General features: G+C 35.8%; 14 protein-coding genes. 3 read left to right on the top strand and 11 right to left on the bottom strand.

Annotation, left to right across the window (positions count from 1 at the left end; genetic code table 11):
- Positions 1 to 372: 372 nt before the first annotated feature.
- From ABYT26_RS06030 to ABYT26_RS05995, 8 genes are all read right to left on the bottom strand, one after another.
- Entirely contained in the window at positions 373 to 1,035 is a 663-nt protein-coding gene (locus ABYT26_RS06030) for a flotillin-like FloA family protein (protein ID WP_372751993.1), read from the bottom strand.
- A 167-nt stretch (positions 1,036 to 1,202) separates the two neighbouring features.
- Positions 1,203 to 2,090 carry an alpha/beta hydrolase gene (locus ABYT26_RS06025; protein WP_372751992.1) on the bottom strand — a complete coding sequence of 296 codons (888 nt, stop codon included), beginning with the start codon at positions 2,088 to 2,090 and terminating at the stop codon, positions 1,203 to 1,205.
- An 85-nt stretch (positions 2,091 to 2,175) separates the two neighbouring features.
- On the bottom strand, positions 2,176 to 2,370 hold the full coding sequence (locus ABYT26_RS06020; RefSeq protein ID WP_372751991.1) for a DUF5808 domain-containing protein: 195 nt from the start codon (positions 2,368 to 2,370) through the stop codon (positions 2,176 to 2,178).
- 6 nt (positions 2,371 to 2,376) lie between these two features.
- Positions 2,377 to 3,036: an SdpI family protein gene (locus tag ABYT26_RS06015; protein ID WP_372751990.1), complete on the bottom strand. Its 660-nt coding sequence runs from the start codon at positions 3,034 to 3,036 to the stop codon at positions 2,377 to 2,379.
- Positions 3,014 to 3,301: an autorepressor SdpR family transcription factor gene (locus ABYT26_RS06010; RefSeq protein ID WP_372751989.1), complete on the bottom strand. Its 288-nt coding sequence runs from the start codon at positions 3,299 to 3,301 to the stop codon at positions 3,014 to 3,016. Before ABYT26_RS06010 ends, ABYT26_RS06015 begins: the two co-directional genes overlap by 23 nt.
- A 343-nt stretch (positions 3,302 to 3,644) precedes the next feature.
- Entirely contained in the window at positions 3,645 to 3,881 is a 237-nt protein-coding gene (locus ABYT26_RS06005) for a hypothetical protein (protein WP_372751988.1), read from the bottom strand.
- 14 nt (positions 3,882 to 3,895) lie between these two features.
- The gene (locus ABYT26_RS06000; RefSeq protein WP_372751987.1) at positions 3,896 to 4,627 is read right to left on the bottom strand and encodes a hypothetical protein; all 732 of its coding nucleotides are present in this window, start codon (positions 4,625 to 4,627) and stop codon (positions 3,896 to 3,898) included.
- A 142-nt stretch (positions 4,628 to 4,769) separates the two neighbouring features.
- A complete protein-coding gene (locus ABYT26_RS05995; protein WP_372751986.1) occupies positions 4,770 to 5,876 on the bottom strand; it encodes a tyrosine-type recombinase/integrase in 1,107 nt (368 codons plus the stop codon).
- Positions 5,877 to 6,236: 360 nt separating this feature from the next.
- Here ABYT26_RS05995 and ABYT26_RS05990 point away from each other — a divergent pair, with 360 nt between their 5' ends.
- Positions 6,237 to 8,369 carry a thioredoxin domain-containing protein gene (locus ABYT26_RS05990; protein ID WP_372751985.1) on the top strand — a complete coding sequence of 711 codons (2,133 nt, stop codon included), beginning with the start codon at positions 6,237 to 6,239 and terminating at the stop codon, positions 8,367 to 8,369.
- Positions 8,370 to 8,498: 129 nt separating this feature from the next.
- Positions 8,499 to 9,299 (top strand): M48 family metallopeptidase, encoded by an 801-nt coding sequence (locus ABYT26_RS05985; RefSeq protein ID WP_372751984.1) that lies wholly within the window; start codon positions 8,499 to 8,501, stop codon positions 9,297 to 9,299.
- A gap of 164 nt (positions 9,300 to 9,463) precedes the next feature.
- On the opposite strand, the gene ABYT26_RS05980 is transcribed toward ABYT26_RS05985, so the two are convergent.
- From ABYT26_RS05980 to ABYT26_RS05970, 3 genes are all read right to left on the bottom strand, one after another.
- Positions 9,464 to 10,138, bottom strand: coding sequence for a rhomboid family intramembrane serine protease (locus ABYT26_RS05980; RefSeq protein ID WP_372751983.1), 675 nt, complete (start codon positions 10,136 to 10,138; stop codon positions 9,464 to 9,466).
- A 37-nt stretch (positions 10,139 to 10,175) separates the two neighbouring features.
- Entirely contained in the window at positions 10,176 to 10,889 is a 714-nt protein-coding gene (locus tag ABYT26_RS05975; protein WP_372751982.1) for a cell division ATP-binding protein FtsE, read from the bottom strand.
- A 73-nt stretch (positions 10,890 to 10,962) separates the two neighbouring features.
- Positions 10,963 to 11,100: a hypothetical protein gene (locus tag ABYT26_RS05970; protein WP_372751981.1), complete on the bottom strand. Its 138-nt coding sequence runs from the start codon at positions 11,098 to 11,100 to the stop codon at positions 10,963 to 10,965.
- Positions 11,101 to 11,160: 60 nt separating this feature from the next.
- On the opposite strand from ABYT26_RS05970, the gene ABYT26_RS05965 reads away from it, so the two are divergent.
- The gene (locus ABYT26_RS05965; protein WP_372751980.1) at positions 11,161 to 14,346 is read left to right on the top strand and encodes a tetratricopeptide repeat protein; all 3,186 of its coding nucleotides are present in this window, start codon (positions 11,161 to 11,163) and stop codon (positions 14,344 to 14,346) included.
- The last annotated feature ends 2 nt before the right edge of the window (positions 14,347 to 14,348 follow it).

Raw genomic sequence — 14,348 nt, 5'->3', positions numbered from 1 at the left:
TCTTCAATCACATTACAAATATATAGAATCTTGTGTGCGGTTGGAAAGAAATAGCTCTTTTGCAAACTGAAGTATTGGTTTGTGTGTTGGGGTTTGCAAATGTGCTATTTGTGCGATAGCTTTTCATCGGTTTAGTTTATGCTATTTTGGTCTTTTTCAGCATGAACGCTAACGGTTTTGCTAAATTTCGTGGGCGATTTATATTGATTTCCTTATCAATGCGCACCGAAGCAAGCCGGTTAAATTTACTATAATTTAAAAATGGGAGCAAGGCTAAATTTACAAGGCTTGCTGGTTTTTCTTAATTAAGTTGAACTATCAAATTGCTCATCAACGCCCATGAAAATTTAGCTTTTGTTACCGCCTTTAGTTTTATTTTATCTTAATTTCCTGGGTTATTGGAGTTAGTCCTTTTGATTCCCAAAAATTTGTGTCCAGAATTGTTTCGATAATTATTTTTCCTGTATTAACATTGTCTGCTGTGTCAGAGTACTCAATGTACTTTTTGATTTTTTCTTTTATCTCTTCTTCTATTTTCTTATCATCAATCTTGGCAAAACAAGCTCTATAAAATTCAATTCTGAATTTACCATTATATTCATAAGTATCTAAATTGAGTTTTGTGTTTCTCACATTTGAGTCAATAATGTTAATTTCTAATATTTTATTGGTTCTATCAATTGCTTGAATTAGATCTATATCTGCGAGGTTGACAGCAGATACTTGTCGGAAATCTAATTTGATGTTTTTTGTATTTGCGTATTCAATAGCTTGTAGACATTGAAAAGGAGAGCCTCCTGCAAGAAAATGGGCTTCAAGTGTATCTATTCCGATATTTAATGATCTGTTTTGTGCGAATGCGATTGCTTTTATTAGTTCTGGTTTAAGTGTTTTTCTTAAACTCATCATTAAACATCTTGAGAAAGGTATTTTCGCTTTTGATTTCAGAGTTCCAATAAATCCAAATATTGGTTTTATCAGAATTACTATCAGGATCAAGCTGAATATTGCAATAAATAAGATCACTTCTTTCATTTTGGGCTATTGTCTTTACTATTGGCGGTAACGGATCGCATATGAATAGTTGCCGATTGCGGGTTGCTAAATTGTCAATTTACACGAAAGTTTAAGCGGCCAACAGCCCTTGCAATTACAACCATACGGCAATTATTTATGATGCATTGTTATGCCCAGTATTTTAATCATTTGGTCTTTACAAAAGAAATGATTTCATCAACTAAACCTGACTTCAAGGGCAATTCAGGATTACTATACGTTGCCATATTTTGTTGTATATTAGAATCTGATTCTTTTAATACATGGTTCATATTGTCAATTATTACAAGCTTTGCATCAGACTTTGATTCTGAAAGCAATTCAGCATCATTCACAGTTACTTGCAAATCGGTCGTCCCTTGAATAATAAGTATAGGAATATTTATTTTACTATACTCTTTTATGGGGTCATATTTTATCCAAGAAATTAGATATGGCTGTAAGCTTGGCTTGTATATTGAAAGCAAATTTGTATTTACATTTGAAACGGTCTTACCTATTCTTAGACTATCAAGAATTGCGTTTGACTCAGCTAGCAATTGGGGTGGCAATTTAGTTTTCAATTGTTCCTCCAAAAATTTATCAGCTGATTTTGCAACTCCAGAAATAGAAATAAAACCTGTAATATTAGTTTGATTAGCTGCTATCATTCCTATTAATGAGCCTTCACTATGTCCCAAAATTAAAATTTCAGAAAACCGTTTGTCTTTATGTATTAGGGTAATCCAATCCTTCACATCGTTAATATACGTTTCAAATCTCAATTCAGATTGACTCGTCATAGCTGCTTTACTTTGTCCAACTCCCCTTTTGTCAAAACGAAGCGTTGAAACTCCATTGTTGGCTAATCCTTCAGATAACATTTTATATGCATCGGTATGTAATCCAATTAATGAATTACAATTTCTGTCTGTAGGACCTGAGCCGGGAACAATAATTACAATTGAATTATTTACAGTACTAATCGGAATGGTTAATGTTCCATAAATATTCCCACTTGAAGTTCGTAGTGTTATTGCTGATTCTGTAAACAACGAGTCGTTCTTTACTTGCGAGAACGTAGTTAAGGAAAACAGGAGCAATGAATAAATTAACATGTGAAATTTCATAGTCTGAGTATTAAAGAAAGTGATTAGAAAGAGTTATTATTAAGATAATTACGATTACCATAATATATGTATATGGATTCGCAAAATTTAAAGTCCACCCCATTCCTGATATTCGTTTAGGAACAATAACTCTTGAATCTTTTCGATTAAAATATAGCACACCTATCCAATTGTCAGTCTTCTGTTTATTTACTTTATTTCTCATAACTTGTTATTTTTTTGCGATTTTTATTACTGCTTTAAACTTTAAAAATGAATACGCCAAAGGGAAAATTGCAATTAGAACAATACTACCAATGAATGTAACCACTGCATATTTAGAAGGTAACACAACTAGCAAGATTCCCATAATGATACCAGTAATGAACCATAGCCTACCTGTTATAAAGTGTGTTTTCTTCCAATTTGATTCACTTTCAAGAGTCCACGGTGTCCTTATTCCAATAAAATAATTAGGTCTGATATTGCTCATGTAATTTCCGAATAGTGAAATCATGATTGCAAAAGTGACATAAAAGTAAGTCGTACTTAATTCTCCATTTTTGACTGAATGTATTATGAAAAAACAGATTAAAGAGAAAAATAGTGACAGCAAAAAACGAAGCTTGATAAAAGTATCACTAAAAATTGAAAAGTTCTTTTTCGGGTCTATTCTTGGAATATACATCAAAAACAAATACGTACCAATCGACAAAAAGAAAAGTGTTAGTGCAACATAAGACCGACTTCCAAAGTTGTTTGGATTTCCCTGAGCATCAAAATGAATTGGTATTTCCGTTGGTAAAGTATTCCAGATATATAAAAAGTATAACAATGGAGCAACTACGATACCTCCAATTAGTAGTTCTTTATAGATTTTCATTTTTCTCATTATCGGTGGAATTAGAATTAAATTTTAAAAACCATTTTACAATGTCGTCAAGAACAGTTGCATTCAATGAATAATAGATAAATTGTCCTTTTCTAATGTCTACAACCAAATTAGCTTGTTTCAGAAGAGATAAATGATGTGATATGCTTGGTTTCGTCATATCAAATTTATCAGCAATATCGCCAGCCGTCATGTCAGATTCTCTGAGCAGTTCCAAGATGCCTCTTCTTGTTTGGTCGTTTAATGCTTTAAAAAGTGAATTCATTACTTTTAGATATTTAGACAAATGTCTAAATATTAATTCTTATTTCCAAATAGTCATTAAAACATTTTCTAAATGAAAGATTTATTTGCGTTTGGAAAGTTCAATATTGGGCATAACGGCTCGTATATGAAATCGTAAGGGGATTTGAAATACAAACCTTTCAATTTACTAAGTAGCCAAATCTACGATTAGACATAAATTTAATATTTTTGATATCTCGTCAAATCGTAGATTTGGCGGGGCTCAGACAATGAACAAAACTTCCACAAACCACTGAACCCCTTATGTTTTATATACTTTGTTGTGCGGTCGTTATTCTTTGCTTTTTGAATCAAACTATCTCTTAATTCTGGTATTTATCAGTCTTTCCATCTGTTCTTGGACTAATCAATTTTACATTCTGAGGCATAATTGGTAAGGATGCTCTTGTATGATACCTCTTGTTACATTCAGGGCAATAATAATCTTCCCTTTCATTATGACCCGATTGTTTTGCTACTGATACAGAAATCTCTGCACCACAATAATCACATGTATGTTCATGTCCATCTGTTGTTGAAATTGTTGCTCCGTAATCCATATTTTTCTATCTTTTTATTTAGTAATTTTTATCAAGCAATATTTAAAGTCTGCATTTGGAAAAGATGAATAATCAAACCAGTTGATTTCATAATCATTTCGCAAATCCAATTTATAGAATAATTCCTTTACACAAGTCCAATGAGGTTTCTTTTTATCCTTATACCACCACCTTTTATCTCCTGCTCTTTTTTCATATTTATCTGAGTCACTTATTTTACTATAATTCCATCCATTATCTTTCTTTTTTATTATCGTGTTATTGTGAAACGAAAAGAATTTATCGTAATTCTCCTTTTGAGAAACATCAGTATCAAAATAGGCTTTATCATTAGTGAGAATCAGAACGTATCCAGTTGATGAATCCGAATGAGAATCCAGATATTTTTCTATCCTATAAACATCCTTTCTAAAACTATATCTACCAATATCGACCGCTCCATGCTCCGTAAGTTGATATTTTTCGTCGTCCGAATCCAGTTGAGTCTTTTTGGTTTTGTATTTAAGTTCAATAGGAATTAGGTTACCATCTTTATCAATTAGAACTACATCAAGCGGAACTCTTGCAATCAGTTTGGTATTGTTCCAATCAACCATTTCTATATCAATTGGTCTTTCCAATCGAACTTGGCAATCTGTATAGTTTTGTAATATTTCCATTCCGAATGATAGTTTTAAATCATCCTCCGAATGAAACACTTTCCTTTTATCTTGGAGTGATGAAATCAACTTTCTTATATCTATCATTCTTAATCATTTTGTTAGTGGTTTACAGGAACGTTGTTTTTAATGCCGCACAACTTCTTAGTAAACGCTATGGCGTTTATTTCGTTTATCTTTGAATAAAAAGTGTTTTTATCCTGCCGTATCAGGCAGTATTAAACACTTATTATGATGAGTCGCTAAACAGGTCATCAATCGGATTCTTAATATTACCAATATTTCGTGTTGATACATGAGTGTAAATCTCAGTCGTTTTCGATGAACTATGACCCAAAAGATCTTGAATGTAGCGCAAATCGGTCCCCTGTTCTAGTAAATGCGTTGCAAAAGAATGACGCAAAGTATGCGGACTCACTCGTTTCTTAATTCGTGCTTTTGTGCAAGCATTTCTTAAAATATTAGCAACACTAGTGTTGCTGTATTTGCTACCAACTTCAAGCCCTTCAAACAAATAAACTTTGGGCTTATATATTTTATAATACTCTCTTAATTCTTCAATAAGTAGTGGCGATAGCAGCGAAACTCTGTCCTTATTTCCTTTGGCACTTCTTATGATAATCAAGCCCCGCGACGAATCAATATCATTCAACTTCATATTAATTAACTCGCTTCGCCTAAGTCCGGCCGAGTAAATTAGCGATAAAATGCATTTGTGTTTTTTATTCGTGCAGCTGTTCAATATGGCTTTCACTTCGGCTTTACTAAGCACGCTAGGTAGTGTTTTTACTTTGTTGGGTCGGTCTATTTTATAAATTTCTCGATCATTACCTAACACTTTTTCAAAGTAAAATTTTATGGCATTAATTCTCTGATTTTGCTGGCTCACCGAAATATTTTTGAGCCTTATTAATTCTAAAATGTAGGCATTTGTTTCCTCGGCACTAATCTCATTTATATTTCTATCCATAAAGTAGAACTGAAAATCCCGAAAGTAGTTCGAGTAGGTTTTTATGGTCGACTGGCTGTATCTTTTTTGTTCCAGTTTGTCCAGATATTCTTTCGGAAGTGCTGGTTTTACAATGTCTTTTTTTGGACTTTTTGCAGGCTGCTTTTTTTTGCGATCAAAACTTATTTCGTTCGAGGCGAATACCTTTTTAAATTCCTTAAAATCAAAATCCTTACGCTCAATCCACCAATACTTTTTTGTTTGGCTCCAAACCACCTGAAAATGATTTTTCAGTCGTCTTTTGATTTCATCATCGAAGCCAAACCGAAAGGCAATAACTTCTTTATTGCGATGATTTTCGGCCGATAAGTGGATTTCTTTACTCATTGTTTACGAATGAAATTGATCTTTCGAATGTACAAAACCCAAGCAATCTAACAAAATAATAATACGCTAAAATTGTTATGTGTCTTTTAATCTGAAAAATATCATGCTTAGTTTTGAATCTGTAATACGATAAATACTATTTAGTTACATCAAAATAAAAACATCTTATTCTGGTTTTCAATAATGTTATTTGGTTATTTCTGGCTTTTCTTTTTGTCGATGCTTTATCACTTTCCCGATAGAAGTACATTTTGTCCATCAAATTCATGTGTAATATTTCCTTTTTTGAGGGAATTCCTTTTTAAAATCTTATTTAAAATCATTAAAAATAATTTATATCTTTAGTAGGCATTAAAAAATATGGGAAATAAAAGCAATCCAAAAAAATATTTTACCAATCTATCTATTTACAACGATATCCGTGCAAACGGGAGCTTTTCTCAGAATACAAAAAAAATGAAGCAGCACAAGCATACCAATAGTCTCATTCACGAAAACAGTCCGTATCTGTTGCAACATGCTCACAATCCGATCAATTGGTACCCATGGGGCGATGAGGCACTAGGCAAAGCCCAAAAAGAAAACAAACTAATTTTAGTCAGCATTGGCTATGCAGCTTGCCATTGGTGCCATGTAATGGAACACGAAAGTTTCGAGAACGACGAGGTTGCTAAAATCATGAACGAATTTTTTGTCTGCATCAAAGTCGATCGCGAGGAACGCCCCGATATCGATCAAATTTATATGGATGCCGTGCAATTAATGACTGGCGGCGGTGGCTGGCCACTCAACTGTTTTGCTATGCCCAACGGAAAACCCTTTTATGGGGGTACTTATTTTCAAACCAGCAATTGGGTGAATGTGTTGCAAGGAATTCAAAATGCCTGGCTCAACGAAGCTGAAAAAGTAAAATCGGTGGCCAATCAGTTGGCAAAAGGCATCCGCGAAAACGAAATTATCACTATCAAAGCCAAAACGTCTACTATTGCTGTGGCAGATTTGGAAACTGCCTTCCATCAATGGCAGCAAGGTTTTGATATCCGCGAAGGAGGAAACAAACAAGCGCCAAAATTTCCTTTGCCCAATTCTCTGCAATTTTTACTGCGATATTACTACCATACAAAAAATCTTTCGGCACTTAATCATGTTACGCTTACGCTCGATAAAATGGCCATGGGTGGAATTTACGATCAAATAGGAGGCGGTTTTTCCCGATACTCCGTCGATGCCATTTGGAAAGTGCCTCATTTCGAAAAAATGCTTTACGATAATGCACAATTAATCAGTTTATATTCCGAGGCTTATCAACTTACGCAGATACCCGAATACAAACAGATAATTTTGCAAACACTCGAATTTGTTCAGCGAGAATTAACATTACCCCAAGGTGGATTCTATTCCTCTCTCGATGCCGATAGCGAAGGCGTAGAAGGTAAGTTTTATGTATGGAACAAAGCCGAAATAGATCAGTTGTTAGGCGATAAGGCTGCACTTTTTTGCGAGTTTTATGGCATCAAAAATCCGGCCAATTGGGAGGTGGGAAACATTCTAATGATTCAGGCCGATAAAGAGAGTTTGGCAAAAAAATACAAATTATCCGAAAAGCAATTAAATAGCGATTTAGAAAAGGACAGAATGCTTTTGCTAAACAAACGCAACGAGCGAATTCGTCCTGCTTTAGACGATAAGGCTCTTACCAGTTGGAACGCACTAATGATGAAAGGATATGTGGATGCCTACAAAGCTATGGGTGATGAAGAATATCTTGCTAGAGCGATAAAAAATGCCGAATTTATCGAGAAAAACTTGTGGGAAGGAAAGATGTATTTGCTTCGTAATTATAAAGATGGAAGCGCAAAAATAAATGGTTTTTTAGACGATTACTCTTTTGTAATTGAAGCTTTTTTGGCACTCTATCAGACTACTTTTAATGAGCAATGGTTGTTCAAGGCTAAGGATTTACTCGAGTTTGTTTTGCTTCATTTTTCCGATGAGCAATCGGGTATGTTTTTCTATACTTCCAACGAAGATCCTGAATTAATTGCCCGAAAAATGGAGCTACTCGATAATGTAATTCCATCATCGAACTCATCCATTGCTAAAAGTTTATTTTTATTGGGAAGCTATCTTGATAAAAGCGATTACCTGAAGCGTGCCGAGCAAATGATGGCAAACGTAAAACCCCGACTCGAACAGGCAATTCCCTATCATTCCAATTGGGGACAGCTCTATTTATACTTGGCAAATCCACCCATCGAAATTGCGATTGTGGGCGAGGAGGCACTGCTGCAAAAACGAGAAATAGAAAAGCTATTTTTGCCCAATGTCTTGATTTCAGGAAGCACAAAAGAAAGTGATTTGCCCTTGCTCAAAAATCGTTATGTAAAGAACAAAACAACTTTTTATCTTTGTGTAAATAAAAGTTGTCAATTGCCAGTTACTAATGTCAACGACCTACTAAAACAATTAGATGTAGCAAACAATAATTACTAATCAGTATAGATTAATTAGCAGTAGGCAACTGCATCTGATAGCATTTTATTTTTAACCTGACAGCGGCGAAGACCTGTTAGCGTTTAATACGATAATGAATGATTAAATAATTACTATAAATTAAAAACAATGAAAAAAAACATCCGTACCCTAATTCTATCTGGATTTCTATTGTTTGCAATCGCATGTGCAACCGTGCCTATCACCGGAAGAAAACAAATGAATTTGTATCCCGAATCTGATATGATTGCCACCAGCTTAACGCAATACGATGCTTTCTTATCGGAAAGCAAACTATCCGATAATAAGGAACAAACCGCTATGGTAAAAGATTGTGGAGCCAGAATTTCGGCAGCTGTTGAACAATTTATGAATGAGAATGGAATGAGCGATCGAATTGCCAATTTTCAGTGGGAATTCAACCTCGTAGATGATGAAACTCCTAATGCCTGGTGTATGCCTGGTGGTAAAGTGGTTTTTTATACCGGAATTTTGCCTTACACACAAAGCGAAACAGGATTGGCAGTAGTTATGGGGCATGAAATTGCTCACGCCATTGCCCGACATGGTAACGAACGCATGAGTCAGCAAATGGGAATTCAGGCACTCGGTACTGGTCTTGCCATGGCTTTAAACGAAAAACCAGCCGAAACACAACAAATATGGATGACAGCTTTCGGAGTAGGAGCCAATGTAGGTGTGATGTTGCCTTTTTCACGTTCTCATGAATCCGAAGCCGATAAAATGGGTTTAATTTTTATGGCCATGGCTGGATATAATCCTCAGGAGGCAGTTGCTTTTTGGACAAGAATGAGCGAGAGTAGCGGACAAAGCACACCAGAGTTTTTATCCACTCATCCGGCAGATGATACTCGAGTAAAAGATTTGCAGGAATTCATGCCAGAAGCTATGAAATACTATAAAAAATAAATTTGCGATTGATAGATATCAAAAGAGTCTCACATGCTTGAGGCTCTTTTGTTTGTTAAGCATGTATCTTTTAGATCCTCGAAACAACCTGATAGCGTCGAAGACCTGTCAGCCTTTGGTATGATTAGGAAATGTTTATTATTTAACTGGTTCCTGTTCCCTGATTATTGTTCCTCTTTCTCTTTCAAAAATTCCGAATTCCATATTTCCTCAGGAATAGAATCATCATCTTCGGGAATGATAGTTTTTGGCTTTTTAGGCCCTTGGTTTCGATAGGCGATTGCATAAATTATACCTGAAAAGGCCCCAAACAAATGACCTTCCCACGAGACATCCTCCAACATTGGAAATATACCCCAAAATAAGCTTCCATAGAGAAAAGCTACCACAAAAGAAATAGCAATTAGCTGAAAGTGATAGCGAATAATTCCACTAAAAAACAGAAAGGAAGCAAAAGCATAAACCAAGCCGCTGGCACCAATATGGTATGCCTCTCGAGCTCCCAGCCATATCAAAATTCCAGTTGTTACATAGCAGAAAAAAAAGATTCGGTAGGAGAGAGAACGATAAAAATAGAATATGCCCCAACTTAGAACCAAAAAAGGAATGCTATTGGCCATTAAATGACTAAAATCTTTATGAATAAGTGGGCTGGTGAGGATGCCAAGTAGTCCTTTTTGGTGCAGCGGAAAAATTCCGAAAGAATATAGATTAGTGCCAAGTCCCCATTCAAGAAGTTTTACCATCCACATCACAAACAAAAAAAAGACTGGAAAAATCAAGCTGTGTTTCAGTTTTAACTTTTCAAATTTCTTATTGTATGTAAGTTTGTTTCGCAAATTGTAAATTTTGTGAAGACTTGGTCGAATCCTACAGCTAATTCAATTCAATCTCTTCTTCAACATCGGTTTTCGGATTCGAAATTTCAATTACCTTGCCCTTAATGCATTCCAGTGTGCGTGCAGGAAATTTCTTAAGCAAATCATGCTGATGTGTAGCCATCAAAACTGTGCGACCATTTTTACTAATATCCATAAGTAGTTCGGCCAATTCATCAGAGGTTTCAGGATCTAGATTTCCAGTTGGCTCATCGGCCAAAATAATATCAGGAGAATTAAGAAGAGCACGGGCAATCACAATTCTTTGCTGCTCTCCTCCCGATAATTCGTGAGGCATTTTATAGCCTTTTTTGTCCATTTTTACTTTGCTTAACACTTCCTCTATTCTACGATCAATTTCTTTTTTGTCTTTCCAGCCAGTAGCTTTCAAAACAAATTCCAAATTGCTATGTACATTGCGATCGGTAAGCAATTGGAAATCTTGAAACACAATGCCAATTTTTCTTCTCAGAAAAGGAATCTGTTTGGTTTTTATAATGGGAAGGTAAAAGCCCGCAACAGAACCGCCTCCTTCTTTAATGGGCAGTTCGGCATACAAAGTTTTCATTAAACTGGTTTTGCCACTCCCTACTTTTCCAATGATGTATACAAATTCACCTTTTTCAATTTCCAGGTTTACATCGCTTAGTATAATGTTATCCGCTTGACGGACAATGGCATTTTTAAGTTCAATGATAGTTGATTTGGACATGTATTTTGTTTTATAAGTATTCAAATTGAGTGTAGACATACAAATCTAAAAAATTATTTTGGCTGAAGGTTTTTTATTGTCTTTTTTCTTGCGCAAAAAAGCAGGCAATTTTTCTTTCTTTCCTGCGTTTGAAAATACGATAAGCTAGCGGATTATTTATACCTTTAAGGCTGATTTTTTGGATTCCTGGTTTGATTCCTGAATCTGTCATTAAAAGGCAGATAGATCAGCTTTTTTTAAATTAGATTACCTACTATACACGCAAATAAATATGAGAAATAAATATAGTTTGTGGATGTTTACGTCCCTTTTGTTTTTATGCATGGGATTTACTGTTCAGGCTCAAAAATCAATAACCCACAAAAGTAGCAATGAGCTTTGGCAATCGGCTATGGAAATGTTTCGGAATAAAAACTATGGCGGAGCAAGACACGAATTCTCCGATTTTATCGAAATGGAAAAAGATGCCTATTCCGATCGAGCTACTCAGGCTGATTTTTATATGGCTTATTGTTCCATCGAACTTTTTCGTCCCGAGGCAGAAGAGGAAATGAAATCTTTTCTTCGAAACCATCCCGAAAGTAATCTGAAACAATCGGCTTACTTTCAGTTGGGAAGGCAACAATATCGAAATAAAAAATACAAAGAAGCCTTACTTTGGTTCAATCAAGTTGATGTTTATGCACTCTTGAAAAATGAGCGTACAGAATATCAGTTTAAAGTGGGCTACGCGTATTTTATGGACAAAAATTACGAGGAATCCCGAAAATACTTTTTTGAGATCATTGATGTTTCAGGAGAATACAATGCTCCTGCAAATTACTATTACGCACACATTGCTTACCTAAATGGTAATTATCAAACCGCATTAAACGGTTTCGAAAAATTGACTAAAAATAAGACTTTTTCACCCATAGTACCTTACTACATCACACAAATATACTATTTGCAAGAAAGGTACAATCAGGTAATCGATTATGCTCTTCAGTTTGTTGATGATGCTAGTGTGAAGCGGAGCGAGGAAATTTCCAGCATGATTGGTCTTTCCTACTATCAAATGAAGGAATATGATAAGGCAATTCCATTTCTCGAGAAAGGAAAAAAAAGCTTGTCGCGCGAGGATAAGTTTGCCTACGGATATTGTTTGTACAAGCAAAAGAAATTTAGCCTGGCAGTTCAGCAATTCGCGAATGTGGGTGGCGAAAGCGATGAAATATTGATGGTTGCAAACTACTGTTTGGCCGATTGTTATTTGCAGTTGAACGACAAAGAAGGAGCTAAGGTCGCTTTTGCATTAACGGCACGAATGGATTTTGATAAAAACATGCAACAGGATGCTTTGTTTAATTTCGCAAAATTAACTTATGAACTTTCCTATTCGCCCTTTAACGAAACCATAAAAGCATTCGACGAGTATTTGCAAAAATATCCTGATTCTGATCGAAACGATGAAGCTTATGATTATTTGGTGAAAGTGTACATGACTACCAAAAATTATGGCGATGCCTTGCTCTCCATGAATCGGATTGTGAATAAAACACCCGAAATTGAAAAAGCCTATCAGCGAGTTTCCTGGTTGCGTGGTTTAGAGTTAATGAAGCAGCTCAACTATACCGTAGCAATAGAATCTTTCGATGCTTCCTTGCAGTACCGAATCTACAATTCGCAAATTGCAGCCGAATGTGTGTACTGGAAAGCTGAAGCTTACTACCGAATGGGTGATTATAGCAAAGCCATTTCTCTTTACAATGAGTTTATTGTTTCACCGGGATCGGGAAATTCTGACTACTATCAGCGAGCTTACTACAACATTGCCTACGCCAATTTTGAAGAAGATCACTACGAGAAAGCTTCCGATTGGTTCCGAAAATTTATTAATCAGGCCGATAGCAAAAGCTCTTACTATGCCGATGCCTGCAACCGAATAGGCGATTGCTTTTTTTTGAATAGAGATTACAAAACGGCTAGTGTTTACTATCAAAAGGCGGTAGCTGCCAATAATTGGGATACCGATTATGCGCTTTATCAGCAAGCTCTATCAGTGGGTTTGTTAGGAGATTCTAATGAGGAAATTCGTTTGTTGGGGCAAATAAGAAGCTCTTTTCCTGAATCGGAATATTTAGATGATGCTTTGTTTGAACTAGCCAAAGCAAGAGTGAAGTTAGACGATCAGGCCACTGCCGTTGATATTTATAAGGAATTAATTGCTCAATTTCCAACCAGCAGTTATGCACCCAAATCTTTGTTGCAGCTCGGACAGCTAAACTACAATGCCAAAGAATATCAGAAAGCTATTAATGCCTACAAGCAGGTTGTAATAAGCTATCCGCAAAGCGAAGAGAAGAAGAGTGCCTTTGTTGGATTGAAAAATGTATATGTCGATCAGAATAATGTAGATGACTATTTCGATTTTGCAGAATCCTTCGAAGGGGCGGGAGTGGTTCGTAATTCCGAAAAGGATTCTTTGTCCTACATTTCTGCCGAACGCATGTATTTATCTGGTCAAACCGAAAAGGGAAGTTTGGCTTTGCGTGAGTATTTGTCAGATTTTCCTCAGGGAATGTTCCGTTTGAATGCGCAATTTTACAAAGCAGATGCTGCCCTAAATCAGCAAAAGTACGATGAGGCTTTGTCTGCCTATGAGCAAGTCTTGAACCAACCGAATAACCTGTTTACAGAAAAAGCACTCTTGGCTTCTTCGCAATTAAATTATCGAAACAAAAATTACGAGAAAGCAAAAACTCAATTTCACAGATTAATACAGGTGGCAGAGATTCCCGAAAATGTGAAAGTGGCAAAAATTGGATACATGCGATCGCTTTATAGTTTAAAGGAGTACGAGAAGACCATTCAGTCGGTGGCAGATGTGCTTTCGGTGGCAAAATCGAAAGAGGAATTGATTCGGGAAGCCAGATACAAACGAGCAAAATCATATTTGGCCCTTGCAAATAGTAATGCTGCTATGGCCGATTTAAAAGTTTTGGCTACTGAAACACAAAGCGAGGAAGGTGCCGAGGCGAAATATCTGTTGGCAATGGTCTATTTTGAACAAAACAAATACGATTTGGCTGAAAAGGAAATCAATCAGTTCATTGAAATGAACACCCCACACCAATACTGGTTGGCAGAAAGTTTTCTTTTGCTTTCGGATGTTTTCCTTAAAAAAGAGGATGCTTTTCAGGCTCGTTATACTTTGCAAAGTATTGTGGATAATTATGGCGTGAAAGAAGACGGAATTGTGGAACGAGCACAGAGCAAATTACATGTACTTTTGGCCAATGAAAAAAAGGCTCAGACAAAAACAGCTCCAAAAGAGGTGAAGGTTCAGTTCGAAGGAGCAGATAGCATCGAAAGCAATAAATTGTTCGACAAAAACTTGAAAAAAGCCGAGGCGACAGAATTGGATGAAGAGCGTATGATGTTAGAGGAAATGCTCGATAAACAAGAAATTAAGTAAGA

Origin of the sequence: Labilibaculum sp., assembly GCF_041595635.1 — a bacterium.
Classification (GTDB): Bacteria; Bacteroidota; Bacteroidia; order Bacteroidales; family Marinifilaceae; genus Labilibaculum.
This window is presented reverse-complemented; position numbering and strand designations above follow the sequence as displayed.